The following is a 26,014-nucleotide window of genomic DNA, read 5'->3' as shown; positions in this document are numbered from 1 at the left end:
GTCCTCAGCTTCTAGTAAATTCACAATAGGCTTCCAATAAACACTCGTGCTTTCCATGGCGACGTGGGTACAATTATGTTGTTTAACCCAGTCAACCAACTGTAATAGAAATACAGTTTTAGTAGAAAACGTTTGAATCTCCTTTCCTTCAGGTGTCAAAATGCAGGCAGTAATATTGTCCTTATGGACATCCATACCGCATGCTCTTTCAATGACTACATCCATTGAAAACATCCTTTCTACGGCGATCATTATAATTAGAGGCTGGTGCAACAACCAGAATAGGATTAATCTACCATGTGTGCTTCCCGTAAGGGAGCGACAGTCAGTGGTGCACCGTGGTCGGTGGAGTCAGACTAACGGATGGGCTCTAACGCACCATAGTTCAGCGACCTTCCTCTCCCAGCCGTAGAATCAGTATTGACGGTTTTAACCCATTTTCATTCTCTGTGGTGAAGCGCTGATTTTTGCGCTTCATGGATGGCTAACGGGTGCTTTTGTTTAACAAGGGGTGTTTAAATGAAACAATTTGATGTAGTTAAAATTACAAAAGATAACCTTATTGAGGGTATTACCAAAGGGCAAATTGGTACAATTTTAGAAGTTTACGATGACAACCATTTCGAGGTAGAAATTTGTGATAGTAATGGGATAACTTTATTCTTGGGTGCATTATCACGAGATTTTCTTGAAGTTGTTATTTAACTAACAGGTTCAAGAGTTCTATTAGCCGTTGTATCGACTATTAGGGACTAAATTTAGTGGAAGGATTTTTCAAAAAAATGAAGTGGTCAAAATTAAGAAAAAAAATTAAGGAGTTTATTACGCCTGAATTAAAAGAAAGAATTGATGTCCACATGACATGTTACCACGAGGCACATGATGATTATGGTGAAGCATGGATAACGTTGGACGGGAAGAAAATTTTCGGAGGCGGATATTATCATTGGTATGTGACACCAATTCCTACCGACTCCCTTAATGATTTTTCAATACAGCATGCCTTTCACGAAGATTTTTATAATGTTCAAATTAAATCTAAAAAAGTTGAAGAAATAATGAAACATGGCGTTCATGAAACAAGCCACATTACCAATAATATTTGGAATTATATTAATACTCCTTATGAGGAAGCACTATCCTCTAACAATCCTATATATAAAGCATTTTCTTTGATTGACCGACGTTTAGGGAAAAGGCGATTTGATAAAATCCAACTTAATGAGTTTGAACACCCTTTAGTTATTATTTTTTATTATTTAAGAAAACAATGTATTGATGAAAAATAATTATTTTCTTCTTAAACAACGGGGGCAAGAGTTGAAGATCTAGCTGCCATTTTGGCGGCTTTTCTTCTTGAAGTAACGGGGCAGGTTAGTGGAAGAAGGAAAAGCCATTTTGAAAAAAGAAATAGTATAAAAACGATGTAGGTTAAAAAGGAGATGACAGTCCTGTTATTTGCAAAATCAATAGAATTATTTGAGAATCTTTGTCAGTATGAATTTGACTACGGCTATTACGATTTACACAATGATTATGATTGTGAAAGTGTATCATTAAAAGATAATGTTTTATTCATAAACTTTAAACAAGATGTAAATGGGGAAGGTATCAGCTTAGTATTTACTGATGTTGAAGTAAAACATTTTGATTTTTTTAATGTAACAGATTCAAAAACCTTAACAATCGATAATGTCTATCGTGGAAAAGCAGTAATTAATGGTGAATTAAAAGAATTTTTAGGAGAAAAAGGCTCCTTTTACTTAGAATTTTACGAGGGACAAAGGTTAGAATTTTGGGCAAAAAGTGTAGGAATTGAGAATACTGGTGCTGTAAGAAATGACTAAAGATGAACAACAACTTTTAAACGCTATTTTTGTTAGATTGTGAAAAAATGTACTTAAAGTAACGGGTAGCTTTAGTTGACCAGTGGGGGTTGCTACGGCAGCCTTTTTCTCGTGTATATGCCCGATTGTACGACCATGCCTGGAAGGAGATGTATGATGAATGGATGTAAAAATCTCCCTTTTCAATCAAAGGGGGATTAAACGGTCTCCTCCATCAAGGGTAATGGGCTCGCTCCGCATAAATGCTTTTAATGTGAATAAAGGTAGATGATTAAATCGCTTGAAATCCTTGATACCATTGGAATTCAGCGATTTTTTTACATTGCAGTTTTTCAGTAAAAGAAGGATTAACGCTTATTTTTGTGGTGCTTCTTCAACTTCTGACAGGGGAGTTAAAGCAGACACGGAAGATTTTACGATTTCAGAAGTGTTGATGATTATGAAGCCTTCCGTTAAATTGGATTTTGACCTACAACATATAAGAGACAAAATATAGTTTTATGCTTCCAAAGGATTTTATTCGATTACTTGTTTCGGTTTGTTTTTGGATGAAGCCTATTTCCATTCCTATGGGACTCCTCGTATTCAAGAATACGTATGATTGTTATTTGGATCATAATAGAAAGTTAATAACAAAGGTATAAATATATAAAACATTCGTGAATGGAGAGAATGCGTATAGAACGTTACACTGGAAAGCAGGAGGTTGAGTAGAGATGGTACAAGCTAACAGTGAATGTTTTAGGAGCATCAATTGTGGAGAATTATCTGCGCCCAGAGTCGAAATTCACCAGGCCTGGTGGGCGATGATCGGTCTTGGAAGCCAAGGCAAGGAGTGGTCCCAGGAAGAAAAATTCGACCGAATCAGTGAAGCGGGTTTCACAGGAGTATTGGGGACATCTGCAGAACTGATGGACGGCTCGCGCTGGATCGAACTAGCAGATCGTCATAAATTATTATGGGGAATCGGTCTGGGTCCATGGGATGGCGAAAAAATCTTCTCATACATGAGGCAGGCGAAGGAAGCGGGGGCTTCTTATGTCAATATTCAACCAGGCGATGCCTTTATGATTGGAAGGGAGGCTGTTCATTTCCTTCAAAGAATCATGGAGGAGTCATTGCGGATCGGATTGCCCTGTTTTTTTGAAACACATCGCGGACGTATTACACAGGATCTTCTTAGAACCGTAGAATATGTTACGGATATGCCGGCAATGAGATTGACCATTGACTTTTCCCATTATGTATTAGCCGGAGAGATACAGCAGACGGAATCGAAAGCGGAGCGTTATTTTGATGCACTTCTACGGTGCTGCTCGGCGATGCATTTGCGAATTTCGAACGGGCAGCAAATCCAAATTGAGTTAGGACAAGATTATCAAACAAACCCTTTCGTTCAAAGATTTATCCAATGGTGGAGGAAAGGCGTCGAGTACTGGCAAGCGAATGCAAGACCAGGAGACATTTTGCCATTAGTATGCGAATTAGGTCCACCCGATTATTCAATAACACAAACCTCCGGAAATGAAACAGTTGAACTATGCGATCGTTGGCAGCAAGCGCTTCTCCTGAAAGAAATCGTGGAAACTCAGATATTAACGAAAATCCCCAATTAGCGAATGAAGATCGCCGATTATCCTCCTCAATGGTCAGGATAATGGCGGTTTTTTGGATTTTGTTCCTGTATTTGGCGATCCGTCCCACTAGCCCTTCAGGCTACCTGCCATCAATCGGGCCTTGACCAGTATCATTTTTAAATCCTTCCGTGCAATCGTTTCATCCTGAACTAGCAAAACGGTAAACAGGTTCATCCTTATCTATGTTCCTATTTATCGAAACCGGCCATTTTACGTTGTTGATTGCGAAATTTAATCGGGGATAAGCCCACAGAAGAAAGAAAGAATTTACTGAAATGGGAAGAGGAAGAGAAATCGAGCTTTATTGAGATTTCTTCAATCGTCAAATCGGTATTCAGTAATAACTGCTTTGCCGAACGTATTTTCACCTTTGAAAGAAACTCCCGGGGAGAAATACCATATAATTGCTTAAAAGAATTACTGAGATAAGAACGGTGTACTCCCAATTTTTGAGCCAAATCATTGATCTGAAATTTTTCGTTGGCATGCGTCTCCAGTTGAAAGGCAACTTCGTTAGCCAGTTTTATTTGGGAGGGTGTCAGTTTTTCCGGTAGTCTCACTTCGGAATCATTAATAAAATAATCTGCCAGTTTGCAAACAAACTCAAGCACACGGGTCTGCATACGCAGCAACGTCACAGATTTCTCCAAACGTTCATTCATGGATAAGGAAGGTAGAGTGTTATGCTGGACCAGCACTTCCCCGAATTCCTGAATAAACTCTTTAACCCACTGGCTAATGGAAAACGAAACGTCTTTCTTCGATTTTATAATAGGGTTGGAAATCATCTGAAAGAGCATATGGACCTCCTTCTCGTCGATATCAAAGTGAAACACGAATATCTCCGAATCCGACGCAAGGGGGGCCGTTTCATGATAAAGGCCATACTTGATGATTAGGGCATCTCCTTCATGTAACCGGTATGGCTGCCCATTAACCCATTGCTCAATCGTACCGGAGGCACAGTAAATGAACTCAAATAAAAAGTGTCGGTGTCTGGGAAAAGACCAACCTTTAGGACGTTTTACGTAATGTAAGCTCTCCAGCAAAATGGAGGAGTAAAGCTTGGGAATATTGAATAGCAGCTCCATAATCGCACCTCATTAATCGACCAAAGAATAAAAAAAGGTAATTTTTAATAACAAATATATAAAAATAAGCGACATATGTAAATGGCTTTTTAACTTGTACCTTGTTAAATTTATGATATTGGCAGCAAAACAAACTTCTATCGTTAACAAAATAAATTCCAAAAAAAGGAGAATGATCGATGTCAGAGCGAGTGCTGGTTATGGGAACACCCGGAAGGAGAACCGTCAACGAAGCCTCAGAGATGGTGAAAAAGCTGTATTTTATAGAGAGGGAGATCATGCGTACTCTAGGTGGTTACCATGTCAATGTCTCCGAATGGGAGCTGAAAAAGGTACTGCCTCGTCATATTTGGCAGGATTCATTAAGAGCCGATGCGCTACGAACCAGGGTTCTGGAGATGCGATATCCCCGACGTGATGTAGATCAAGCGCACGATGTCGATTTGTCTTGTTTCTTCTCTTCCTTGATCCGTTGTCACAATGATGCGGAGCTGCTGGTCGGAGCCTATTTTGTTGTGAAAGAAGCATTAATTCAGGCGTATGATGACTATTTAAAGGATGCCGATCCGCTTGATGACGCACCGACGGTTGCTTTCATGAGCGGCTTCCCATCCCAGCTGCGTTCACAAATTGCCGAGATCAACATGCTGTATCCGTATTTACCTGAAAGTAAAGAGTCTGAGGCACTCCAACAATGGAAGCAAGCACTGGAATCCTATTTGGAAAATATCGGCGGTTTATTTTGCAAGAGAAGCGGAAGCCTTGAGATACCAAATCTGATAGCAGTTAGAGAGGAATATGTGCCTCCACTCTCTCCAAGACGGGATCCGAAATTCACAGCCTCGGTTTACCATATGCCCCCTTGGTCACCTGAAAAATTCATAGAGCGACAAATTTGGCAGGGCATTAACCATGTCAACGAAATGTGGGCTGCAGAAATACCTGCGCTGGTTATGTGGAAATGGAACGACATGCCGTGGGACTTTTATTTGGAATGCGCCCGGTGGGCCTATGACGAATCTAGACATAGTATGATGGGGGAGGAGAGACTGAAGTCATGGGGGTTCGAGATCGGTGTTGATTATCCGGTCATCGCCGACCATTATATGTCCGTAAGCGAACAAGGAGAATTGGACGTCCTCGCTTTACTTCATACACTTGAAACAGGGGGGCCAAGCTGGAAGGCGGGGTTGAAGTCGGATTTTGAAGCTGTCGGGGATACCGCAAGCTCGCAAGATTTCGACTATGATTGGGCGGACGAAAGTATTCATTTGCAATATGGCCATAAATGGGTACTGCATCGTTTGCAAGGAGATATAGATGCACTGGAGGATTTGAAGGAAGATACACTTGCTAGGTGGGACGAATGGATTCGGGTCAAACATACGGAGTGGGATTATGAACCCTTTAAAAGTAGAATTAAAGGGAAAATAGAGGAAATGGAGGACAAACACCATGTCTGAGTTTATAGTAAAGGTTAAGTCCTCCGACCAAACATTCACAGTAAGACCTAATGAAATAATTCTGGATGCAGCGATCCTCCAAGGAATCAATATCCCTTATTCCTGCCGCAATGGAACTTGCAGGACTTGTATTTTCGAAATCAAAGAAGGGATTGTACAGGCAATTAATGTGGAAGAGTGCTTGATTTCACCAAATGAGCTTGAATTAAATAAAAGACTGTTATGCATGAGTTTATGCAAAAGTGATGTCATCATGGAGAAAGTATCTCCGCGAAGACGGGCAAAGATAACAGGCTCTTAATTGACTTTTTGTAGAAAATGGATAACGTGTTTCGTTACTGGGAATGATAAATTATAAAACTATAAGTCTGAAGAAGCTTAATACTTCTTCCGGCTTTTTATCTTTTTCACACAACTAGGAATAAAATTAAAGAGCCAAAAATATGCAAGTTTTTATGCACTTCTTGCGTATTTTTGGCTTTCTTACATTCTTGCATTTATAGAATAAATAAAAGGAGTATCATTCATGTTTGCATCTGTTTTAATTTGGCTAGGTCCTATTTTCTTAACCTTCCAAAATTGTTTACGAAGAACCGTCTAGAAATGAGATATATGGCACAATTAATGTTACAATCAACAAAATAAGCCTATCCCTAGATGCAACATCACCCCATCCTTTCTTCAAAAATTTAAAAGGAAAACGTTTCTTAATAAAATATTTGCCTTATACAGAGTGGATAATTAATTAGAGGGCGTTCAGTAAAGTTAGAAAGATGAATGTTATTAAAAAATATTTAGATTAGGAGACTATAACAATGAAAACAGAAAAAGAAAAAATGATAAATGGTGAACTATATGTTGCTGCCGATCCTGAACTAGTAAAAGAGCGGGAAAATGCGCGAAGAATTACAAGGCTATTTAATCTTACATCAGAAACAGAGGAGAGCAAACGGACAGAACTGCTAAAAGAACTATTTGGTTCAACAGGAGAAAATATATACATAGAGCCAACTTTTCGCTGTGATTACGGTTACAACATTCATGTTGGAGAAAATTTTTATGCAAATTTCAATTGTGTATTTTTAGATGTTTGTGAAATTCGGATAGGCAAGAATTGTATGGTGGCTCCGGGTGTTCATATTTATACAGCAGGGCATCCGTTGAACCCAGTTGAGAGAAATTCCGGCGTAGAGTTTGGTGCGCCCGTTCAAATTGGTGATAATGTTTGGATTGGCGGGGGAGCGATAATAAACCCTGGTATTAAAATAGGTGATAATGTCGTCATTGCTTCAGGAGCTGTTGTCACAAAGGATGTACCTGATAATGTGGTAGTTGGCGGAAATCCGGCAAGAGTGATTAAACATATTGAAGTGTAGATTATTATAATTATGGCGAGTGTTCAGTATATATCATCCTATCATGCAGAATAATATGTTCATATATGGTTAGGGGTGATGTTTACTGTGAAAAAAGCAGCAAGCTTTATTGGGGGGATATGCCTCGTGCTTTGTTTTAATTCTTTACAAGTCCTGGCTGATGATCCACCAAGGTTATCCTCCGACTGCAGAGAAAATATGAAAATTCGCGACGTTGAATATAATAAAGCACTTATGAATGATATTATTGCAGGTCTTGACTTGGATATTGATGATCAAAACTACATTGAGGTAACGGATAAAGGGTTAGATGCTGCCAACATTATTTACGGCGGGAAGGAATTTGACGAATATTATCAATCCTTACATAAACAATTTATTGTCGCCTCTCGCGGCAAGCCGACATTGTTTGTCAAACCATCGGAAGCCTATTTACTGTATAAGCAGCCTGATAATACAAACGTTGCAGTCCATTTAAAGCTTTCTGATTTAAAATGGGAAGTCATTGAAAAGAAGAAGAAACAAGGTAATGCGATTAAATACCAGCTGTTGACTTGTGAAAAGGATTATATGAAGGAAAAGAAGAAGTATTACAATATGGACTAAAAAGTATCCTTCAGTAGCAATTCGTACTTTTAATAAAGAACGTACCCGTCAAACCTGCATGATCTATCTTGACCCACAGTTTGATGCTAAATATCCTGAGCTAATTCTGTGCTTAGGAAATGTTAGCCAAATGCGCACTTACTTGGTAAGAGTGTAACGGGTTCCGATAAGGGAGAGAAACAATATAATTAGAGTATGAATTAGCAGACTAATTTGCATTGCGAGTTAGTCTGTTTTTTTATCGTTTTATCAACGTTTAAACGAATTAATTTTGAAAATAACAGTTATATTAACAACCCTATTTTTACAAGAACAATAGATGTTGTCCACCATAAAATTGATAAGCTAAAATTACTGCTAAATCATATGCTAAAATGTTGGATATTTGACTTTTGAAACAAAGGGCATTTTGTATTTGAGGTAAAATTAAGTAACAAATTAATAAACAAGTACGACTAATTAAATGGGGTGTCAAAATGAATAAACTCATATTAAGCCTAATGCTGATGGTGGTATCTTTGTTCTATTTATCAGGTTGTATTGATTCGGAAACCAAAACCTCGGTCTCGAAACACCCAGATGCAGAAGAAGTGTTGCGTCTTGATGAAAATGCTAATATTTTTCAATGGGAAGGGTTAATTTATAAAACTGATATTGATTGGATAAATGAATTAGAACTTACCAAGAAAGAGTTAGTTGGGGAGATTACAAAATTATTTACAAACGAAGACACTAAATCGTTTAAAAACGGAATGGCAAACAAATTACCAATAGGTACAAAAATTTATTCAACAAACGAAAATGAAGGCATTTTAATTGTTGAATATAACAGCGAAGAAAAGTATTATTTAGCCATGGTCGAAGGGTAAAAGTGGTTGAGACTAGTAATTATAAACACCGCTCTGGTACCCACTAGAGCGGTGCTACTAATTAAATCTTGACGTATTCAGCAATTATAATATTTCGATATACCCTTCTGTTCCGTTGACAAGAATTCGTTGCCCATCTTTTATCAGTTTGGTGGCATTTTCAACTCCAACAACTGCTGGTAAGCCATATTCCCGTGCGATTACTGCTCCATGGGTCATCAGTCCACCAACTTCGGTGACGAGACCTTTTATGGATACAAACAATGGTGTCCAGCTAGGGTCAGTAAAGGCGGTGACTAATATATCTCCATCTTCTAAATCAGCATCTTCCAAGTTTAATATAACGCGAGCGCGTCCCTCGATCACTCCGGAAGAAACAGGTAGACCTGCAATAGCTTCGGCTGGGAGATTATCTCGTTTGTATTCACCTACAATGATTTCACCATCAGACGTGATAACACGTGGGGGAGTTAGTTTTTCATATAATTTGTACTCGTCTTTTCGTTTGCTGATGATCTGGTAGTCCAGTTTATTTGTGCGGACCACATCAAGAAGTTCTTCAAAAGTGAGATAGTATATATCTTCTTTTTCAAGAAAAACGCCCGCTTGGACGAGTTGTTCGGCTTCTTCCAGTAAAGCCAGCTTATAAACGAAGTAGCGATTAACCATGCCGTATTTTGGATATTCCCGATAACCGATGAAATTCCGGATTAGGTCGACCATTCGTTTTGTTTCTTTGGCTTTTTGTTCACCATCCGGTAATTGCTTCAATCGATCTAATAACTCTTGTTCTTTTTTCAAAGCCTCCAGCCGCCCTTGCTCAAATTTCCGATTGCTTGCATTAGGCTCAAAGTTTTTGATGTTACCCAGAATCATGGGGACAATTGTAATTGGTTTTTCACACCAGCGTGTTCTAGTAATATCGATTTCTCCGGCACATCGCATTCCGTATTTGTTGAGAAAAGCATTAAAAGCGTCTCTAGCTTCCTTTCCACCATCAAAATTAACCAGTTCATCCAAAAAGTTATCATCTTTTATATGTTGTAAATAATCAATTACTTCTGGATAAGGACGAATCACATCTGCGACATCCAATAGTGCTAATCCCATTTCCGAAGTAATATTGTTTGGTACAGATTGAGAAAGCGTGTCTGCTGCGTTTTTTTCACCTAACCACTCGTTCATTTTTTCATTGATCCATGTTGAAGCATTTATAGCAGCCATAAATACAGCTGAACTTTGTGGGTCAAATAAAATCTTCTTTAATTCCTGAATATCTTCTAGAATAAAATCAAATAAATCTAATCCTGATTTCGTTTGGATGTTTTGTTTTAACTCTTCAATCGATGTTTGACTGCGCTTAATCAAATCAGAAACGATTGATGGATTGTTTTCGATTTGTGCCTGCATATCTGTATTGCCTCTAGTGGGACTCGGTGCTTTATTATCATTTGGTAATGACTTTATATAATCTCCACGCCCAATGATGTTCATAAGTGCGTCTTTCATGAGCGGATCGTGTTGTCCCATAGCATTTAATAAAATGTTTCTACTGACAGGTGAAGCCAGTTGATGTGTGACATCTACAAACAACCTTCCACCAGCTTTACGCATGGGTGCAGGAGTCGTTAACAGCCAAAAAGATAATCCCAATGGTTTCATGGGGTCAGTCATCATTTGTTGATGACCAACAGATATATAGACGTGATTTTCTTGATCATTCGCTTCAGGGATGGGGAAAAGAGTAGTGATTGGACGACTCTGGACAATATAAAATGTATCATCAACTAAACACCATTCGATGTCCTGGGGGTAACCAAAATGAGCTTCGATCTGTCTTCCGATGCGTGCTAGTTGTAAAATTTGTTGATCATTAAGTGTTTGAATCTCTTGCTGATCAGGAGCGATCTCGTGAGTCTCTGTTCCGCCTTCTTTTCGTCCATAGGTAGCTAATTTTTTGGTTGCTATCATCGTATCGACGATTTTATCTTCCTGTACTTTATAACAATCGGCAGAGACCAAGCCTGAGACCAGTGCTTCTCCAAGTCCAAAACTGGCATCGATTGATAGCAGCTTTCGGTTAGAGGTAATCGGATCAGCGGTAAATAAAATCCCTGATGCCTGTGGGAACACCATCCGTTGAATGATAACGGATAAATAAACTTGACTGTGGTCAAATCCATTTTGCATACGGTAGATTACCGCGCGATCCGTAAATAGGGAAGCCCAACATTTGCTGATATGCTGCATGATTGCTTCTTTGCCGATGATATTTAAATAGGTGTCTTGTTGACCAGCAAAAGAGGCATGTGGTAAATCTTCAGCAGTCGCACTAGAACGCACTGCATAAGCATGTTCATCACCAAACTGGGAGAGATAGTGAGTAACTGCGCACTCTACATCTGAAGGAATTTCTACTTCCATAATGATTTGTCGAATCTTCCTGCTGATTTCACCAATTTGATCTCGATCTTCTACGTTTAGCATTGTTAGTCGATCCAACAAAGCATGATACGCTTCATTTTGTTCGATGGCTTTTTGATATCCCACCGTTGTAACACAAAATCCTTCTGGTACTTGTATTCCTTCAATTTTTGATAATTCCCCTAAATTTAGGCCTTTTCCGCCAACGAGCAAAAGTTGCGTTTTTTCCATTTCCTGAAAACCGAGAACCAAAGAACTCATTCACCATCACTCCTAACCATTAATATTCTATTGATTTTAGCAGTAGTAAATGAGAATAAAAAGTCTATATTAACCATTTTTTACATGCTATAATTATATTAGGAAGAGTTCAAAAAATAGCTACCTTACCATTAAGTAAGCTGATGCCCCGGTTCATCCCCTCGAAAGCAGCTCATATACCTTTAAACCCCAATAAGAATATGATTAAAATCAACTTTTTTCCATTTAAACTGTTTAGTTTCCCTTAAATACCTTATATTTTTTTCGTATCTTTGCTTAATAGTGGTGAGATTTCACCTGTGAGTTACTTTTTTGCACCCCAAAAGTGAACCCGTTAATAAAAGTATCGCATTTTTTATTTTCAAATTGTTTTGAAATGAAATGAAGTATAAGGGGGGCTGTACAATGATAAAGGCAGTACTATTTGATTTAGATGGAACTATATTAAATCGAGATGCCTCTGTCGAAAAATTTATTGATAACCAGTATGAGCGCTTTAAAAATTCGCTCGGGCATATTCCTAAAGAATTATATACCTCAAGATTTTTAGAATTAGATTCTCGTGGATACGTCTGGAAAGATAAGGTGTATCAGCAATTAATCACTGAATTTTACATTAACGGGATTACATGGGAAAGGCTGCTTCATGATTATCTGCTAGAATATAAGAATCATTGTGTACTATTTCCAAATTTAATCAGCATGTTAGAAGCATTAAAGGCGAAATCAATCCTCTTAGGGATCATCACAAATGGAAGGGGACAATTCCAATTTGACAATATTGTCGCCTTGGGCATTGAAAAATATTTTGAAACCATCCTTATTTCCGAATGGGAGGGCATGAAAAAGCCTAATCACGAAATATATGAAAAGGCGTTAATGCAACTCAATGTATTAGCAAATGAAAGTGTTTATGTTGGCGATCATCCCGAAAACGACATAAAAGCAGCCAGAAAAGTTGGAATGAAATCAATTTGGAAAAAGGATATCTATTGGAATGATGTTGAAGCCGATTTTATTATTGAAGATTTAAGTGAGATTCCAATCATTATTCAAAAAACGGACATGGCAAGATAAGAATTACGACAGTTTGCATATCAAAGCTATTAATGGGTATTTTTTAAGATGCTCTGAATTTTATCCGTATAAATTTTATCTAAATATCGGGTCGTATACTTAAAGTTTTTCATACTTGCTTTTTTAGGGGTACCCATATTAACTAATTCCTTATCCAATTTTTCAATGATAAAACGAGGGTCTTCATCGTTTTTTGCTCCCATAAAATCGACATCAGCTAAGTCTATTTTTGTGCCGTCGTTCAGCTCTACAATATAATAAAAATCACCTTTTGAGTGACCAAAGAAACTAAAGAATTGCCTATCACCATACACACCCGCGTTAATCTTAGAAATATCATTGTAGCTGTAGACCTTGCCCTTTGGAGAGAGGAAAGAATAATCAACCAACGTATTTTGGGTTAATACTGTAACGTTTGAGAGGATGGTATAAAGCAAAATAATATTAAATATCCCAAAAACAGGGAGGAATAATTTTTTATATTTTTTAAAAAAGCTAGAAACCCACTTTCTTAAATCCTTATAAAATAGGCAGAAAAAACCAAAGAATAGGTAAAATTCGTAAATTAATGTTAATCTAGATGCAGGAAATTTACTTACATACATGATATATTCATCCTGAACAAAAAGCTTTTCTTGAATTAGTGGTATTACTATAAAAATACCAACTGTTAAAATTATTACAGCAATGAATGATAGTACCCCATAAATAATTGTTTTTAATGCTTTCAAAATTATTTCTCCTTATCAAACCTTAGAATGCCATCTAATTCGATTTTAACATATATTTTTTAAAAAGAGAGGTAATTCATGGGGTAAGGTAAAATGAAAATACCAAAGGATGATTGCATGATTAAAAAGCTGAATCTACATAATTTAAATCTAGTCAAGGAATTGTTTGAACTACAAAGGGCTTCCTATCTGGTAGAGGCAAAGTTAATCAATTTTTTCGAAATCCCGCCTCTAAAAGAGTCTATGGAGGAACTAATGGAGAGTGGGGAAACCTTCTTTGGATACTTTGAGGGGGATGAATTGGCTGGTGCTATTTCATATACTATCGATGGGACCGAGCTGGCGATTTGCCGGATGGTCGTTCATCCTAACCATTTTCGTAAAGGAATTGCCCAATGTTTATTGGCGGAAGTGGAGAAAAATAATCAGCAGTTTACGGTTTTAAAAGTTTCAACCGGTAAAGAGAATTCCCCTGCTAAAAATTTATATCTGAAAAATGGCTACAAATTAGTTCGTGATCTGGAGGTTGTACCGGGGTTAGTTATTAGTAATTTTGAAAAAAGAAGGGTTGAAGAAAGATGACATCTACATTTTCGCATAAGCAATCGGCTGCAAATTGTTTTAATGCAGTTTGGGATTTACTGGATCTTAATGAAAGGTCAATAGAAGAGGAAGAGACAATGATTCATCTTGCCCATTCATCTTTTTGGCATTGGTGTCATGTAGTTATAATAGATTAATAGATACAGCGCCCATACGGCGCTTTATTTGTTTGTCATCGTATTGAGATTTATAGGTAAATTAAAGGATGAGAGTTATATTTTGCTAACAAGCACATGCACACAGTCCTGTTTTATCATTTGTGCTAGCGTCTTGGTATCGTCGATGATTTCCTGCGTCCCGTTATTCTCCTGAACGACTGGCTAGTCCATTGGCTAAAGAATGCCAAACTGGAATTGCGGAACTAACATAAGAAAAGAACAGTCGTGTGTTATTAAAGTTACGGGTGCAATAAAGCGGGATGGCTACGGCAATCCCTTTATTACGCTAACGTGGCAGGTTACTTTAAGAATGATTATAATTGAATAAAGAACTTAACTCAGAGGTGTTGCTGTTTCTTAATTAAGGAGGTATAGGATGAAGTTTTTTATAAAGTTAAATACTATTAGTGCCTTATACGCTATAGCGTTGTATATAGCAATCGAACTCATAATAAATGTAACTCATATTAGTAAGTTAACTGGCTGGGAATGGGATAATGTTTACTTTGTAATTGCTGCTATTAATGTTATTGGACTTCTACTTTCGACAATTTTATTCATTTGCTTAACAAAAAAATGGACTATAGATAGAAAATACAGCTATTTGTCAATCCTTTTGTGGGCACCATATTTTATTCTTTTTTTCTCTTTTTTCCCTCTTGTTTTTCCTATTAATACAGGAGTAGCACTTTTTCCGAGATTTAGCCTTCTGATTTATGGGTCTGTCATTCTGTATCCTGTTTACATATTATTTATTAATCTATATGCTTCACCTCTAAGTCCAGATTATGAGGAAATAAGGCGTTAATAATGAAGGTCACTTTTTGCACCTTATTCATCTCGCTTATTGAACGGGGGCGATTGTTCAAAAAGAACAATCGCTTTTTCACTAACGAAACAGCAGGTTAGTAGAAGAAGGAATAAATAAACCTTTATCGAATATGAACAAACAGGGAGTTTAAAAAGGGAAGGCTGTGAGGATTGATGTTTGATGAAAAAAAAGAGAGTTCAATTTTAGGAACAGTCATAGCGGTTAGTTTAAGTAAGAAGCATACGTTTAGTAAAGAAAATCAAGAGATTATAAAATTAGTGAAGGGTTTTGGGGTCGAAGGCGATGCACACTTTGGTTCAACGGTTAAACATCGATCGAGAGTGGCACAAAATCCAAACCAACCGAACCTAAGACAAGTGCATTTAATTCAAAATGAGTTATTCGAGGAGTTAGCAGATCGTTTTAATATTAATCCTGGACAAATGGGTGAAAATATAACAACTGTCGGAATAAATCTTCTTGAATTACCTACTGACACGATATTATTTATAGGTGAGTCTACAATTATTAAAGTAACAGGCTGTCGCAATCCTTGTGTTCAAATTGATAATTTTAAACAGGGTCTTTTAAATGCTGTTTTGGATAAGGATTCAGACGGAAATCTAATAAGAAAAGCAGGAATAATGGGAGTTATATTGCAGAATGGAGAAGTGAAACCAGGTGATAACATCCGTGTTGAATTACCTCCTAGTCCATTTAAAAAGCTTGAACGTGTTTAACCAGCTTGGTGCGTATTTGTACCTTAGTGAAATTAATCTTTTTTGTGAACAAATGTACTTAAAGTAACAGGGTGCTTTAGTGAAAGAGGAAATAAGTGATTTTATGATTGAAATCATATTTTAGTTATTCCATTAAAGGGCGCGTTTCTGTAATAAGCAGGAACGCTTTTTTAATGCCATAAAAGAACGTAGTTAACTTTCATTTTCTGTGGAGAAGCTCTGGATGGAGAACGGGTCCTTATGTTGAATAAGGAGGGTCTATACAGCAATCTTAATTTGAGTTTTATAATAACCCATATGTTTGCCAAGAGTTTTTAATTTACCCATATAGGTGCCTTAAGTTTTAGATTTCACATATTTTTCTTTATACATATCGTTCTTTTTTAGTTCATCGAAGTTAATTTTTACAAAATAATGGGTGAAACCCTTGCAGCACAAGGGTTGGCAATATTATGAGTTGATTGTTGGGAAAGATACGGGTTAAGTCACACCTAGCTTACACATTTATGAAAGTTAAAACAGCTGCTACCGATACAATAAAGAAAAGGTACAAAGCTATAACATTAGCAATAGCGGCCAGCTTGAACTTATGCTCTCCTAAAGGTGGGCTTTTTTTATTTGAATGAAAGGAAAAAATTTGTGTATACAGAATACATTTTTATGAATGGGTTTTTTTCCAAAATGAAATGAATGGAGGTAATCGACTATGCGCAAACGTCTCGAAGTTTCGAACATCGGCTTCACCCCTTTCCGGCCTGGTGAACCGCTTTTCGAGACTGAAAGGATTGCCAGCCAAAACTATTTGCCAGTCCTCAAAAATGAAAAGCAGGACGTTGGCGGTTTTTGGGATTTCATCAAACCTGACAAGGACGAATACAAGGGCATTAGTAAAGCATTGAAATTCCTTAAATTCAATGAAGATGAAGCGAAAAAACTCTATGACCTCATTGGCGGGGCGATTAATCTAGCGTCGAGCATTTTTAGCGTTGTTGGAATGATCAACACGGTTACGGACCTTGCTAAACAGTTTGGCTTGTTCGGGTCGAAGGAAATGACTGACAGCGAGCAGCTGAAGGAAATCGGTGCGCGAGTTGAACAGATCTACGAGTATCTTAAGAATACCGAACGTCGAGAGCTCTATGATAAATCGCTCGAGTGGCGCTCAAAGATTCAAAAAGTGAGAGAAGATCTGTGGAATACCGGGCTCTCCAGGTCTCCTCAAAACCTGCATTTTTTAAAGGAGTGCGCAAACAATTTAGACGATGCCATTACGAAGATGCTGGATACGAGAAAAGCCGATATTGCCTTCCAGCAGGCTGCCTATGGTTATGGAATTGACTATCCTCACTGGATCAGTATAGCTTATAGCCCGTTAATCAAACGTGCGGATGGGCAAAAAATACCTAACTATTGGGACCCGAAGAAGGAGCTGCAAACCAATATCTGGGATGCTGGATATTACATCGATGTATTGTTCGCTGCGCTTCGGGAGCGCCTGATCGTTACAACAGCGATTGAACCGGCATTTCGCTCAACAGGTTTCGAACGCCAAGTGCTTTTGAACATCGCCAACGGTTTGCGAAATTTTATTGACATGTGGCGTGCTTCAATTCTCGTCGTTGATCCTGCACTGGGGATTAACTTCGTGGGACAGCTCAATAATCCGCTTTACTATCCTTACCCTGGCTCTTTGGTCAAAGGAATCCTTATCGGAGCGGTAGATCCCGTCACGGGAATCTCCTCCATTCAGTCATTTGATGGCTTCGAGATTAGACACAAGGAAAGCAATGTGTATGAGTATGGAGGGTCATGGGCGGTTGAACCTGAAAAAGCCCTTACCGCAACCATGAAGGCCCATGCAGCTGCGGTTGACTCCGTAATCCAAGCATGTGGCATCAATTCTCTAGCCAAACTTGAATCACAGTTCCGGGCTGCGGCCTCGCCGCCGAGACAATCGCAATTTGTCCAACTCCCCGATGCCAAATTCCGTTTTCATCCTAAATTTATTGTCCCGCGGGGGCTGGGCAACATCATCATCGAAGAGGGAACACCGGAAACGATTGACCTTGGCAATCTCAAAGACTTCGCTGATGATCCGAACAAGACCTATCCAGCTATGCGCTATCACCGGGAAATGGAAAAGACATTCCGATTCAAAATGGCCCGCAGGGCAGAGATGTCCGGGATTCAGCTCGGTTACCGCTTGCGGATTGCCGGCAAGGACATTAAACTTTGCCCCTTCTCGTCCAGTCCACCTGAGGGAATTCCTTCGGAGCCGTTTCCAAGTAAACCGATCGAGTTGAAGTACCAGTTTACCACAGATGTTTATGATTGCTGTCAGATCCGTCATTTCAGTGCCAGCGACGAAGATACCTTCGAAAGGGAGGGGGAAAATGGTGAGCGGGTCTTCCATAATATGCGGAAGGGGCGCGGTCATATTCAGATTTCCGTTCAATTCGTGCCGCTTGTCGGCGGCGCCAATGATGCCCACGCCGGAGAGGCCGTCGTCACGATCCGCAATCTCGAGCCGAATGCTTTTCCAGATGCTTTTATTCTTGATGTCTCGGTTTATGAAACCATATTCGGCAGCTCGATTGGCACGACAGAGGAGTTTGAAGCCGACTCAATTACGATTCATATGACTCCAAGTTATTTAATCGTCGGAAAGGACTTTTTTGATGATCGGTGGAAAGCACTCTTACGAATGTTTAAAGCAAAAACCCGCATCATTGACAAATTTGCCTTAGAGGACTTGATCACCATGGTGCCGACGAAACCGAATCCTGAGCCGGCCTGGAACATCCGCCGCCAGGCGCTGGAAATCGAGAACAGCGTGGCGTTTATCCAAGAAGCGATGCGAGCGAAGCCGGAACTAGTCACTGAGGAAATTAGACACTTACTTCCGCCGCAGATTCGGAAATAGTGTGTGCACAGAAGATGATACATGGGTAAGCAGGAGGTTTATTTAAATAGCTAAATTACCTGAGCCAGGCTGGACGCCTGGCTTTTTGGGTGTTTGGGGTTGTGGTAGAGATGGGTTGCCAGCGGTATACTTATAGCGGTTGAGAAACGAGGGGTTTTCTAGAAAAGGTTATTTTTTTAAAGATTTATAAGGAATTCGCGCAAAATATAATGCAATGTGTAGATTTAAAAGAAAGATGTACCGTTTATAAGAAAGATGCACCCTTTTGAAAAAAGTTTAACCGTTTATAAAAAAGATGAACCGGAATTTCCTATCTCTTTAAAGAAGGGATCTCAGTTTTTCTAGTGGAATAAGAATCTGTAAAATGATGATAGAGTTATTCCATTAAAGGGCCAGATTCTTTAGTAACGATAATGGATTGTGAAGAGGTACACTTAAACTAAAGGGCAGGTTTGTTGAAGAAGAATATTTTCTGTTTTAAGCGAATTAGAATTTCAAACAAACCTTACACGAATACAGGTATTGAAAATAACAGGTACATAGGAGGTATGAGATATGAAGGTCAATAGAATAGATCATGTGAGTATAAACGTAAATGATCTTTCAGAGGCTAAAGCGTTTTTTCTTGATTTAGGACTTGAAGTGCAAGCGGAATGGGAACTGGATGGAGAACAGTTGGACAGAATAGTTGGGCTTAATGATGTTAAAACGGCATGTGTAGGATTGGGGATGCCAGATGGTCAGGCATGGATAGAGCTAGTCAAATTTTATACGCCGTCAGATGAAAAAGATATTCAGCAACCTTTTGCAAATACGCTGGGTATCCGCCATATTTGCTTTGCTGTTGAAGATATTGAAGCTATTGTTGCAAAATTGAAAAAGAAGGGCACGGAAATCTTTAGTGAGATACAGCAATATGAAGAAAGTTATAAGTTATGTTACGTTCGTGGTCCAGAGGGAATTATTTTAGAGTTGGCGGAGAAAATCAAATAAATATTGAATGGGACTTGAAATGATTTAGATCTCCAATTTTAAAGATTTCTTATTAAACTATCGGGTAGCTTTAGTAAAAATTAATAATAAATACACAAAAAAAACACCGAGCTAATAATAACGGGTTCGGTTCAGAGGTGCATAAATGTAAATAACATTATAATTAGGAGTCCAATTTGCAAATGAATTGGATTCTTTTTATTTATTGGTACATAGGGGTTTCTGCCATTTTAACAGATTAATTAGCAGTGGAATTCGCACACGAGTTGGCAACAATCTGTTGGTCAACAGACAATCTCTGAATAGGGTGTATAATGAGCTCTATTTAGCACTCTTTGTATGATCATTTTTTAGATTACACTCAAGGTTTATTAGCATTTCGGTAATGTATTTTAAAATATCGGAATGGGCAAAATAAGAAAAATCTATAAGCGAGAAAAATTGAACAAAATTCTCTTTGTTAGTTCCAAATCGACAATTTCTTGATAAATCTATAAATGTATAATTTTCACCTTTCTGCGCAAAATAAAGATAATTAAAAATTATTAAAAATCATTTAAGGGGGAAGAGTATTCAAATGCTGCATCAAAAAAATATTACGCGCATGATTGAGTAAAAAAAGCTACAGTAAAAAATTTGGGAACCTAAAAATAAATGTTACTTATAATGAGCCAACTGACGAGGCAATCAATATTTTTAATTTGGTCTTTAATGAAATTATCAATCAACAAAATAATAAAAAATGGACAAGGAATCTTAAGACGTTTCTAATTGTGGGAGCGTCTTTTTTTATTCATTCATATAGAAGTGTAGTTGTTGGTTTTTTCTGAAAAATGTATACTAAAAAGGATTACAAAAATAGAATAGGGTGATTGGATGCTAGAGAAAGAGCGGTTAGAACAATTTTGGAATCAAATAGAACCACTAAACAACGATGAGATTATTTCATTTGTTAAAGAACAAAATGTAGATCAGCAAGAAACATTTCAGTTATTTTCAATGATCCAAAGAAAGCTTTACGATTTACATGCTCAATCAAATACACTCGAAAAATATGGACAATTTATATTAGAAATTGTCAATACATACAAGGTGGAAGCTTCTTTATCAAAGGAACCAAATACACTTCTTCATTTTGCAAATGTAATGCTGTATAACCTCTCAGCAGATATGGCAGAATGTTGGGCGGAAGAAAGTTATGTAAAAACAAGTGGCTGTTTTGAAATTGGATTACAAGCAGCGCTTGATTGTTTGCAACTTAGAAAACAATTACAAAAAGATGATGCATCTTTTGCTATGGCTTATTGGGCTGTGGGAATGCATCAGCTTTCTTTACATCGTTATGAGGAATCGCTAGAAAGCTTTAAAACAGCATTTAATTATAGCGTTAATACGGGCACCGATGCTTCTGTTTTTGATATAACAACAGAAAATTCATTTTCAGATATTTTGTATGCTGGATATTTGGGTATTGCATCAGTTGTAAATGAGTTAGCAGGAGGAGAAAAAATTTACGACTTTGCTATAAAGCTTTTTGAACAACAAATAATTGATGATGAAAAGAAAAAAGGGGATGCGGCCTTCGGTTTTAAGCAGTTAGAACATGTGAGAAATAAATTCATTCATTTATCAGTAAAATAACCTTCGTTGGGATTTATTTCTATTGACACCACACCAATAAAAAAACAGACTTAATATGAAGAAGCGTATCTATCTTCTCCAAAATGCCCATAATTTAAGGGAATGGAGAGTGGCTTTTATGAACTTGTCATTGCCGTTTTATATAGGTTATGCCTATGAGGCATTAAGCCGAGCTAATGCTTTATTAGGTCGTACTGATTTGTCCAAAGAGGAAGCTAAACTTGCACTAGAATATGCGCAAAAAGTAAAAGATGAAAGCTCAAAAGATATGCTGATAAAAGATTTGGATTCAATTTAAAATCAGGAGTAGTGGGATAAATCCCACTACTCCTGATTATTAAACTAGCAAATTTGTATCAAACTCTTGTATCGACTTTCTATTTTCGTCATATCTTTCACTGAACTTTCCACCCGTAAATTTAGAAATCGTACCTCTCCAAAAAGCCTGTGCAGGATAGTTCTTTTCAACTTGGGTGACAAACCACTTACCCGGAAATAAGTTGAATAGTTCGCGGGCAGCCATTTTTCCATAGCCTTTACCGGCATATTTGCGGACAATAAAGAATTCAAGTATCGCGTTCGGCTCGATGTCTGTAGCACTTTCAACAAGGGCAAAACCAATCAGCTCGTCTTCCTTTTTAATGAAAAAGGGGTGCAGGTTAGGGCTGCTCCAGCAGTCTGTTAAATCAAACGGCTTGTAAGATCCATTCGATTCTAAAGCAATGGCTGGTATGTACTGGCTAAATTCATAAAAATAAAATTGGCTAAGGTTATGGAGGATATTTTCTTCTTCCTTTAATACTCTCACAAGTTTTATCATGTTATACTCCAATCTACCAAAATAGTATTTGACAAAATTTAGTCATTTTACTTTATTTTATCATTTTTAGAAGGAATTCGTAAAATAAATAGATGATATAGAAATAAAAACAATACTGAGAGGGATCCAATTTGGACGAGTCAAAATTTTATGCCTTGTGTTTACATGGGGATGTAACGGCTGCTTATGAGTATCTTCAATCCCAATCGAATAAAAGCAAAAAACATCAACAGTTAGAATCTAAGTATTACCAACGCTTTTTTGGTGAAAAGCCGATATATCGGCTTAAATCGGATGATCCATGGATTAGAAAGGTGATTTTAGCATATTATCAATACTTTACTTCTGTATTAACGGGAAAGAATCTCAACGAAGCGGAATACCAGCTAGTCAAGTCGTTGGGGGTATTAATTTCAGATGGAAATTTAACAGATAATCTTGATGAAATTGAAGGAAAACTTGAAGCAATTTTTGAGAAAAAGGGCTATCGCTTCTTGGGCGGTGTGACATCACCATTCAGAGGACCATATATTTGGAAGACGACGGATAAAAAGGATTTTAGAGTTGAATTGCCTCATCAAACACAGGATGTTACGGTTTACTTCTTGAGGGATTTCATCATGCAAAGCTGGATTCATTTTGCAACATTCGGGGAAAAATTCGCCGGAGGCTGGGCGAAAGAAGATGGTCTTTATTATGTAGATGAACGGTCTAAGAAAAAAAGGGTAACAATAGATAGCAGCGAGTTTCAAGTGAGTTATTTAAAGCATGAAGCGCAGCATCTAAGTGATTATGCACGTTTTCCTAATCTGCCCGCAAAAGATTTGGAATACCGAGCCAAACTGGTTGAACTAATTTACGAACCAATACCGTTTAGATTACTAAAGAAATTTTTTTATGAGGCAAAAAATGACCAGACTTTCCCGCATTCATACTCATCCTATGTGTTAATGATTAAATTGTCTAAATTAGCTTTTGGAAAAGAAGAAATCCCGAGCCTCGATAAATGGAAGTCTGTGGATTCTGTCAGGATTCGAGATTGGGCTAGGACTTTATATGACGAGCATACAGGGAAGCTTGAAACAAGAGGGAAAGAAAGAGAAGGAATCATTTAGCGCGTTTTAAAAAGCCGAACCTAGCGTTTGTTAAGCTGATTTCGGCTTTTCTTTTTATGATTAAACTTTGTCTTACATAGTTTATTTGCCCTTCATATGGGTGCCGAAGGACAAATCGAGTCAAAAGTAAGAGGTAATTGTCCTTCGTAAGGGTGCCGAAGGACAAATCGAGTGAAAAGTAATAGGTAATTGTCCTTCGTAAGGGTGCCGAAGGACAAATCGAGTGAAAAGTAAGAGGTATTGTCCTTCGTAAGGGTGCCGAAGGACAAATCGAGTGAAAAGTAATAGGTAATTGTCCTTCGTAAGGGTGCCGAAGGACAAATCGAGTGAAAGGTTAGGGGGAAATGTCCTTCGTAAGGGTGCCGAAGGACAAATCGAGTGAAAAGTAATAGGTAATTGTCCTTCGTAAGGGTGCCGAAGGACAAATCGAGTGAAAGGTAAGAGGTAATTGTCCTTCGTAAGAGCGCTGAAGGACAAATCGAGTGAAAAGAAAGAGGTAATTGTCCTTCATATGGGTGCCGAAGGACAAATCGAGTGAAAGGTAAGAGGTAATTGTCCTTCGTAAGGGTGCCGAAGGACAAATCGAGTGAAAGGTAAGAGGTAATTGTCCTTCGTAAGGGTGCTGAAGGACAAATCGAGTGAAAGGTAAGAGGTGATTGTCCTTCGTGAGGGTGCTGAATGTTAATAAATCATGAAAATATCAGATTGTCTAAAAATGTTCTCTTGAACAAATGAATTAATAGGGCTACAGTAGAATGGTAGAACGATTAAGAAGGTGACAATCTTGGAAAAACGATATTTTACGATTGGCATGGCGGGACATATTGACCATGGAAAAACCTCTTTAACAAAAGCACTCACAAATATTGATACGGACCGTTTAAAAGAGGAAAAAGAGCGGCAAATCTCGATTGAACTCGGATTTGCGCCATTATATGAAGATGATGAAATCCAAATTTCCGTCATTGATGTTCCGGGACATGAACGCTTTATCAGGCAAATGATTGCCGGAGTGGCCGGAATTGACCTCGTTGTGCTTGTCGTCGCCGCGGATGAAGGCGTGATGCCGCAGACGAGAGAACATCTTGATATTTTAAAATTCTTAGGTGTGAAAAATGGTGTAGTGGCGATCTCGAAAATTGACAGGGTTGACGAGGAATTTATTGAACTTGTCAAAGATGATATTTTTGAAGAGCTAGCCGGCACCGTCTTTGAGAATGCACCATTTGTGCTTGTCGATAGCCTATCAAAAAAAGGAATCGACGAAATAAAAGAATTAATTATTAAAACATTAAAGGACCAAGAAATGCGGGATATTAAAGGGGCATTCCGGCTGCCCATCGACCAAGTGTTTACGGTGAAAGGGCAAGGAACGGTTGTCCGGGGAACCGTATATGAAGGTTCCGTTGAAGAGGGGCAGTTATTAAAAATCATGCCTAAGGGTCTTGAGGTAAGAGCGAGGCAGATTCAGGTTCATCATAAACCTGCGGAGAAGGCGTATGCTGGTCAGCGGACAGCGATTAACCTTTCTAATGTTTCCAAGGAAGACTTGGAACGCGGCGATGTCCTCGTTTCATCTGAGCATTTTATTGTTACAAAAACATTAGATGTAGCCATTCGGATGGTTGAGGACCTTGAACATTTGGTGAAGCAAAGGATGCCGATTAAGCTTCATATCGGAACGGCAGAGGTAATGGGCAGGATTGTTTTCTTTGACCGCAATGAAATTAAGGAAGAAAATGGCGAGGTTCTTTGTCAGCTTCGGCTTGAGGAGGAAATTCTCACGAAACGCGGCGACCGCTTTATTTTACGGAGGCCAAGCCCACAAGAGACAATTGGCGGCGGCTGGGTAATCGACCCTCGCGGAAATAAATATCGCTTCGGAAACGAAACAATAGAAGAACTTGAAAAGAAAAAAGCAGGAACACCGAAAGAACGAATCACGGCTGCTTTTATAGAAGCGAAGAGCCTGCCGCTCAATGAATTGATTAAGCGGACAGCATTGGATGAAGCAACCTTAACCGAACATTTGGGTGATGCCGAATTTGTTTTATACAATGGCAAAGAATATACGCTTCAATTGTTAATCGATTCTTTAGAAGAAGATATATATGATCGTTTACATGATTACCATCTTGCTCATTCAATGAAACCGGGGGTAAATAAAGCCGAGCTTTTGCAAACAATGCAAAAACGATTTCCTAAATCCCTGCTTGATTATGTCGTTGAAAACGGAATCACGAATGGTATTTTTAACCGAAAGGAACAATTTGTTTCCTTGTCAGGATTTATTCCCAATGTGCCGAAAAGCTGGGCCAAGCGGACCGAAAACATGCTTGAGGAATTGAAGAGAGACGGTTTAAAGGTTCGCTATTTAAAGGATTATTTTTCTGGAGCTGGCATTCCTGAGACTTTAGAGTTTGATCTAAAGAGATTCCTAGAAGACCAACAGCTTCTCGTCCAGTTAGATTATCAGTTTGCCTATCATGGGGAAGTGTTTAGCGGAGCTGTCGATAAACTCCGGAGCCAAACAGGAACAGAGTTCGAAGTCGGAGATGCGAAAGATGTACTTGGAATATCGCGAAAATACATGATTCCCTTTTTAGAGAGATTGGATGCCAAGGGATTTACGAAACGAGTAGAGAACAAACGAGTTTGGAAAATGTAAAAAAGCCTTGCTCCTAAATGGGTAAAGGGTTCCGTTTTGAGGTGCTTTTCTAAAAAAATGTGCCGAATTGACACTCGTTTTGACATAGTAATTAGTATATAAAAAAAGCAAAAACTCGCCAAATTGAACTGCACCCCATTTGTTAGACACTTAATCTAAC

General features: G+C 38.3%; 24 protein-coding genes. 19 read left to right on the top strand and 5 right to left on the bottom strand.

Annotation, left to right across the window (positions count from 1 at the left end):
* Positions 1-225, bottom strand: a 225-nt coding sequence (locus ACFVSW_RS24955) for an IS110 family transposase (protein ID WP_387319310.1), incomplete at its 3' end; no start/stop codon positions are given.
* Between the two features lie 294 nt (positions 226-519).
* On the opposite strand from ACFVSW_RS24955, the gene ACFVSW_RS24950 reads away from it, so the two are divergent.
* The 4 genes from ACFVSW_RS24950 (at position 520) to ACFVSW_RS24935 (ending at position 3,463) form a co-directional block, all read left to right on the top strand.
* A complete protein-coding gene (locus tag ACFVSW_RS24950) occupies positions 520-705 on the top strand; it encodes a DUF4926 domain-containing protein (protein ID WP_387319309.1) in 186 nt (61 codons plus the stop codon).
* Positions 706-761: 56 nt separating this feature from the next.
* Positions 762-1,289, top strand: a complete 528-nt coding sequence (locus tag ACFVSW_RS24945; protein ID WP_387319308.1) for an SF0329 family protein — start codon at positions 762-764, stop codon at positions 1,287-1,289.
* A gap of 153 nt (positions 1,290-1,442) precedes the next feature.
* Positions 1,443-1,847: a hypothetical protein gene (locus ACFVSW_RS24940; protein ID WP_387319307.1), complete on the top strand. Its 405-nt coding sequence runs from the start codon at positions 1,443-1,445 to the stop codon at positions 1,845-1,847.
* Positions 1,848-2,563: 716 nt separating this feature from the next.
* On the top strand, positions 2,564-3,463 hold the full coding sequence (locus ACFVSW_RS24935) for a sugar phosphate isomerase/epimerase family protein (RefSeq protein ID WP_387319305.1): 900 nt from the start codon (positions 2,564-2,566) through the stop codon (positions 3,461-3,463).
* A gap of 209 nt (positions 3,464-3,672) precedes the next feature.
* Here ACFVSW_RS24935 and ACFVSW_RS24930 read toward each other — a convergent pair whose 3' ends face one another.
* Positions 3,673-4,575: a helix-turn-helix domain-containing protein gene (locus ACFVSW_RS24930; protein WP_387319304.1), complete on the bottom strand. Its 903-nt coding sequence runs from the start codon at positions 4,573-4,575 to the stop codon at positions 3,673-3,675.
* Positions 4,576-4,973: 398 nt separating this feature from the next.
* On the opposite strand from ACFVSW_RS24930, the gene ACFVSW_RS24925 reads away from it, so the two are divergent.
* The 5 genes from ACFVSW_RS24925 (at position 4,974) to ACFVSW_RS24905 (ending at position 8,889) form a co-directional block, all read left to right on the top strand.
* Positions 4,974-6,038: a DUF455 family protein gene (locus ACFVSW_RS24925; RefSeq protein ID WP_387319303.1), complete on the top strand. Its 1,065-nt coding sequence runs from the start codon at positions 4,974-4,976 to the stop codon at positions 6,036-6,038.
* Complete coding sequence (locus ACFVSW_RS24920; protein ID WP_387319302.1) at positions 6,031-6,339, top strand: 2Fe-2S iron-sulfur cluster-binding protein; 309 nt, start codon at positions 6,031-6,033, stop codon at positions 6,337-6,339. Before ACFVSW_RS24925 ends, ACFVSW_RS24920 begins: the two co-directional genes overlap by 8 nt.
* A 514-nt stretch (positions 6,340-6,853) precedes the next feature.
* The gene (locus ACFVSW_RS24915; protein WP_387319300.1) at positions 6,854-7,414 is read left to right on the top strand and encodes a sugar O-acetyltransferase; all 561 of its coding nucleotides are present in this window, start codon (positions 6,854-6,856) and stop codon (positions 7,412-7,414) included.
* Positions 7,415-7,501: 87 nt separating this feature from the next.
* Positions 7,502-8,020: a hypothetical protein gene (locus ACFVSW_RS24910; RefSeq protein WP_387319299.1), complete on the top strand. Its 519-nt coding sequence runs from the start codon at positions 7,502-7,504 to the stop codon at positions 8,018-8,020.
* Between the two features lie 476 nt (positions 8,021-8,496).
* The gene (locus ACFVSW_RS24905) at positions 8,497-8,889 is read left to right on the top strand and encodes a hypothetical protein (protein WP_387319298.1); all 393 of its coding nucleotides are present in this window, start codon (positions 8,497-8,499) and stop codon (positions 8,887-8,889) included.
* 84 nt (positions 8,890-8,973) lie between these two features.
* Here the strand turns inward: ACFVSW_RS24905 and ppsA are convergent, their stop codons facing one another.
* Positions 8,974-11,574 (bottom strand): phosphoenolpyruvate synthase, encoded by a 2,601-nt coding sequence (gene ppsA, locus ACFVSW_RS24900; RefSeq protein ID WP_387319297.1) that lies wholly within the window; start codon positions 11,572-11,574, stop codon positions 8,974-8,976.
* Between the two features lie 405 nt (positions 11,575-11,979).
* On the opposite strand from ppsA, the gene ACFVSW_RS24895 reads away from it, so the two are divergent.
* Positions 11,980-12,651 (top strand): HAD family hydrolase, encoded by a 672-nt coding sequence (locus tag ACFVSW_RS24895; protein ID WP_387319296.1) that lies wholly within the window; start codon positions 11,980-11,982, stop codon positions 12,649-12,651.
* Positions 12,652-12,680: 29 nt separating this feature from the next.
* Here the strand turns inward: ACFVSW_RS24895 and ACFVSW_RS24890 are convergent, their stop codons facing one another.
* On the bottom strand, positions 12,681-13,382 hold the full coding sequence (locus tag ACFVSW_RS24890) for a hypothetical protein (protein WP_387319295.1): 702 nt from the start codon (positions 13,380-13,382) through the stop codon (positions 12,681-12,683).
* 93 nt (positions 13,383-13,475) lie between these two features.
* On the opposite strand from ACFVSW_RS24890, the gene ACFVSW_RS24885 reads away from it, so the two are divergent.
* The 7 genes from ACFVSW_RS24885 (at position 13,476) to ACFVSW_RS24855 (ending at position 21,549) form a co-directional block, all read left to right on the top strand.
* Positions 13,476-13,964 carry a GNAT family N-acetyltransferase gene (locus tag ACFVSW_RS24885; RefSeq protein WP_387319294.1) on the top strand — a complete coding sequence of 163 codons (489 nt, stop codon included), beginning with the start codon at positions 13,476-13,478 and terminating at the stop codon, positions 13,962-13,964.
* Positions 13,965-14,519: 555 nt separating this feature from the next.
* Positions 14,520-14,951, top strand: coding sequence for a hypothetical protein (locus tag ACFVSW_RS24880; RefSeq protein ID WP_387319293.1), 432 nt, complete (start codon positions 14,520-14,522; stop codon positions 14,949-14,951).
* 176 nt (positions 14,952-15,127) lie between these two features.
* Entirely contained in the window at positions 15,128-15,694 is a 567-nt protein-coding gene (locus tag ACFVSW_RS24875) for an MOSC domain-containing protein (protein WP_387319312.1), read from the top strand.
* 706 nt (positions 15,695-16,400) lie between these two features.
* A complete protein-coding gene (locus tag ACFVSW_RS24870; RefSeq protein ID WP_387319292.1) occupies positions 16,401-18,617 on the top strand; it encodes a hypothetical protein in 2,217 nt (738 codons plus the stop codon).
* Positions 18,618-19,172: 555 nt separating this feature from the next.
* The gene (locus ACFVSW_RS24865; RefSeq protein ID WP_387319291.1) at positions 19,173-19,610 is read left to right on the top strand and encodes a VOC family protein; all 438 of its coding nucleotides are present in this window, start codon (positions 19,173-19,175) and stop codon (positions 19,608-19,610) included.
* A gap of 876 nt (positions 19,611-20,486) precedes the next feature.
* Complete coding sequence (locus tag ACFVSW_RS24860) at positions 20,487-21,251, top strand: hypothetical protein (RefSeq protein ID WP_387319289.1); 765 nt, start codon at positions 20,487-20,489, stop codon at positions 21,249-21,251.
* Positions 21,252-21,360: 109 nt separating this feature from the next.
* The gene (locus tag ACFVSW_RS24855; RefSeq protein ID WP_387319288.1) at positions 21,361-21,549 is read left to right on the top strand and encodes a hypothetical protein; all 189 of its coding nucleotides are present in this window, start codon (positions 21,361-21,363) and stop codon (positions 21,547-21,549) included.
* A 39-nt stretch (positions 21,550-21,588) separates the two neighbouring features.
* Here ACFVSW_RS24855 and ACFVSW_RS24850 read toward each other — a convergent pair whose 3' ends face one another.
* A complete protein-coding gene (locus tag ACFVSW_RS24850; protein ID WP_387319287.1) occupies positions 21,589-22,071 on the bottom strand; it encodes a GNAT family N-acetyltransferase in 483 nt (160 codons plus the stop codon).
* 131 nt (positions 22,072-22,202) lie between these two features.
* On the opposite strand from ACFVSW_RS24850, the gene ACFVSW_RS24845 reads away from it, so the two are divergent.
* A complete protein-coding gene (locus ACFVSW_RS24845; RefSeq protein ID WP_387319286.1) occupies positions 22,203-23,186 on the top strand; it encodes a hypothetical protein in 984 nt (327 codons plus the stop codon).
* Positions 23,187-23,970: 784 nt separating this feature from the next.
* Complete coding sequence (gene selB, locus ACFVSW_RS24840; protein ID WP_387319285.1) at positions 23,971-25,854, top strand: selenocysteine-specific translation elongation factor; 1,884 nt, start codon at positions 23,971-23,973, stop codon at positions 25,852-25,854.
* The last annotated feature ends 160 nt before the right edge of the window (positions 25,855-26,014 follow it).

Origin of the sequence: Neobacillus sp. NPDC058068 (assembly GCF_042885335.1) — a bacterium.
In the GTDB taxonomy this organism is placed as follows: Bacteria; Bacillota; Bacilli; order Bacillales; family Cytobacillaceae; genus Neobacillus.
The sequence above is the reverse complement of the archived record's forward strand: the minus strand, read 5'-3'. Positions and strand labels throughout refer to the sequence as shown.

Bases quoted from the DNA above. Each gene is read 5' to 3' on its own strand.
- ACFVSW_RS24870 (WP_387319292.1), top strand. From the start codon at position 16,401: ATGCGCAAACGTCTCGAAGTTTCGAACATCGGCTTCACCCCTTTCCGG.
- ACFVSW_RS24935 (WP_387319305.1), top strand. From the start codon at position 2,564: ATGGTACAAGCTAACAGTGAATGTTTTAGGAGCATCAATTGTGGAGAA.
- ppsA (WP_387319297.1), bottom strand. From the start codon at position 11,574: ATGAGTTCTTTGGTTCTCGGTTTTCAGGAAATGGAAAAAACGCAACTT.
- ACFVSW_RS24875 (WP_387319312.1), top strand. From the start codon at position 15,128: ATGTTTGATGAAAAAAAAGAGAGTTCAATTTTAGGAACAGTCATAGCG.
- ACFVSW_RS24920 (WP_387319302.1), top strand. From the start codon at position 6,031: ATGTCTGAGTTTATAGTAAAGGTTAAGTCCTCCGACCAAACATTCACA.
- ACFVSW_RS24940 (WP_387319307.1), top strand. From the start codon at position 1,443: ATGACAGTCCTGTTATTTGCAAAATCAATAGAATTATTTGAGAATCTT.
- ACFVSW_RS24880 (WP_387319293.1), top strand. From the start codon at position 14,520: ATGAAGTTTTTTATAAAGTTAAATACTATTAGTGCCTTATACGCTATA.
- ACFVSW_RS24895 (WP_387319296.1), top strand. From the start codon at position 11,980: ATGATAAAGGCAGTACTATTTGATTTAGATGGAACTATATTAAATCGA.
- ACFVSW_RS24915 (WP_387319300.1), top strand. From the start codon at position 6,854: ATGAAAACAGAAAAAGAAAAAATGATAAATGGTGAACTATATGTTGCT.
- ACFVSW_RS24865 (WP_387319291.1), top strand. From the start codon at position 19,173: ATGAAGGTCAATAGAATAGATCATGTGAGTATAAACGTAAATGATCTT.
- ACFVSW_RS24885 (WP_387319294.1), top strand. From the start codon at position 13,476: ATGAAAATACCAAAGGATGATTGCATGATTAAAAAGCTGAATCTACAT.
- ACFVSW_RS24930 (WP_387319304.1), bottom strand. From the start codon at position 4,575: ATGGAGCTGCTATTCAATATTCCCAAGCTTTACTCCTCCATTTTGCTG.
- ACFVSW_RS24860 (WP_387319289.1), top strand. From the start codon at position 20,487: ATGCTAGAGAAAGAGCGGTTAGAACAATTTTGGAATCAAATAGAACCA.
- ACFVSW_RS24905 (WP_387319298.1), top strand. From the start codon at position 8,497: ATGAATAAACTCATATTAAGCCTAATGCTGATGGTGGTATCTTTGTTC.
- ACFVSW_RS24850 (WP_387319287.1), bottom strand. From the start codon at position 22,071: ATGATAAAACTTGTGAGAGTATTAAAGGAAGAAGAAAATATCCTCCAT.
- ACFVSW_RS24950 (WP_387319309.1), top strand. From the start codon at position 520: ATGAAACAATTTGATGTAGTTAAAATTACAAAAGATAACCTTATTGAG.
- ACFVSW_RS24925 (WP_387319303.1), top strand. From the start codon at position 4,974: ATGCGATATCCCCGACGTGATGTAGATCAAGCGCACGATGTCGATTTG.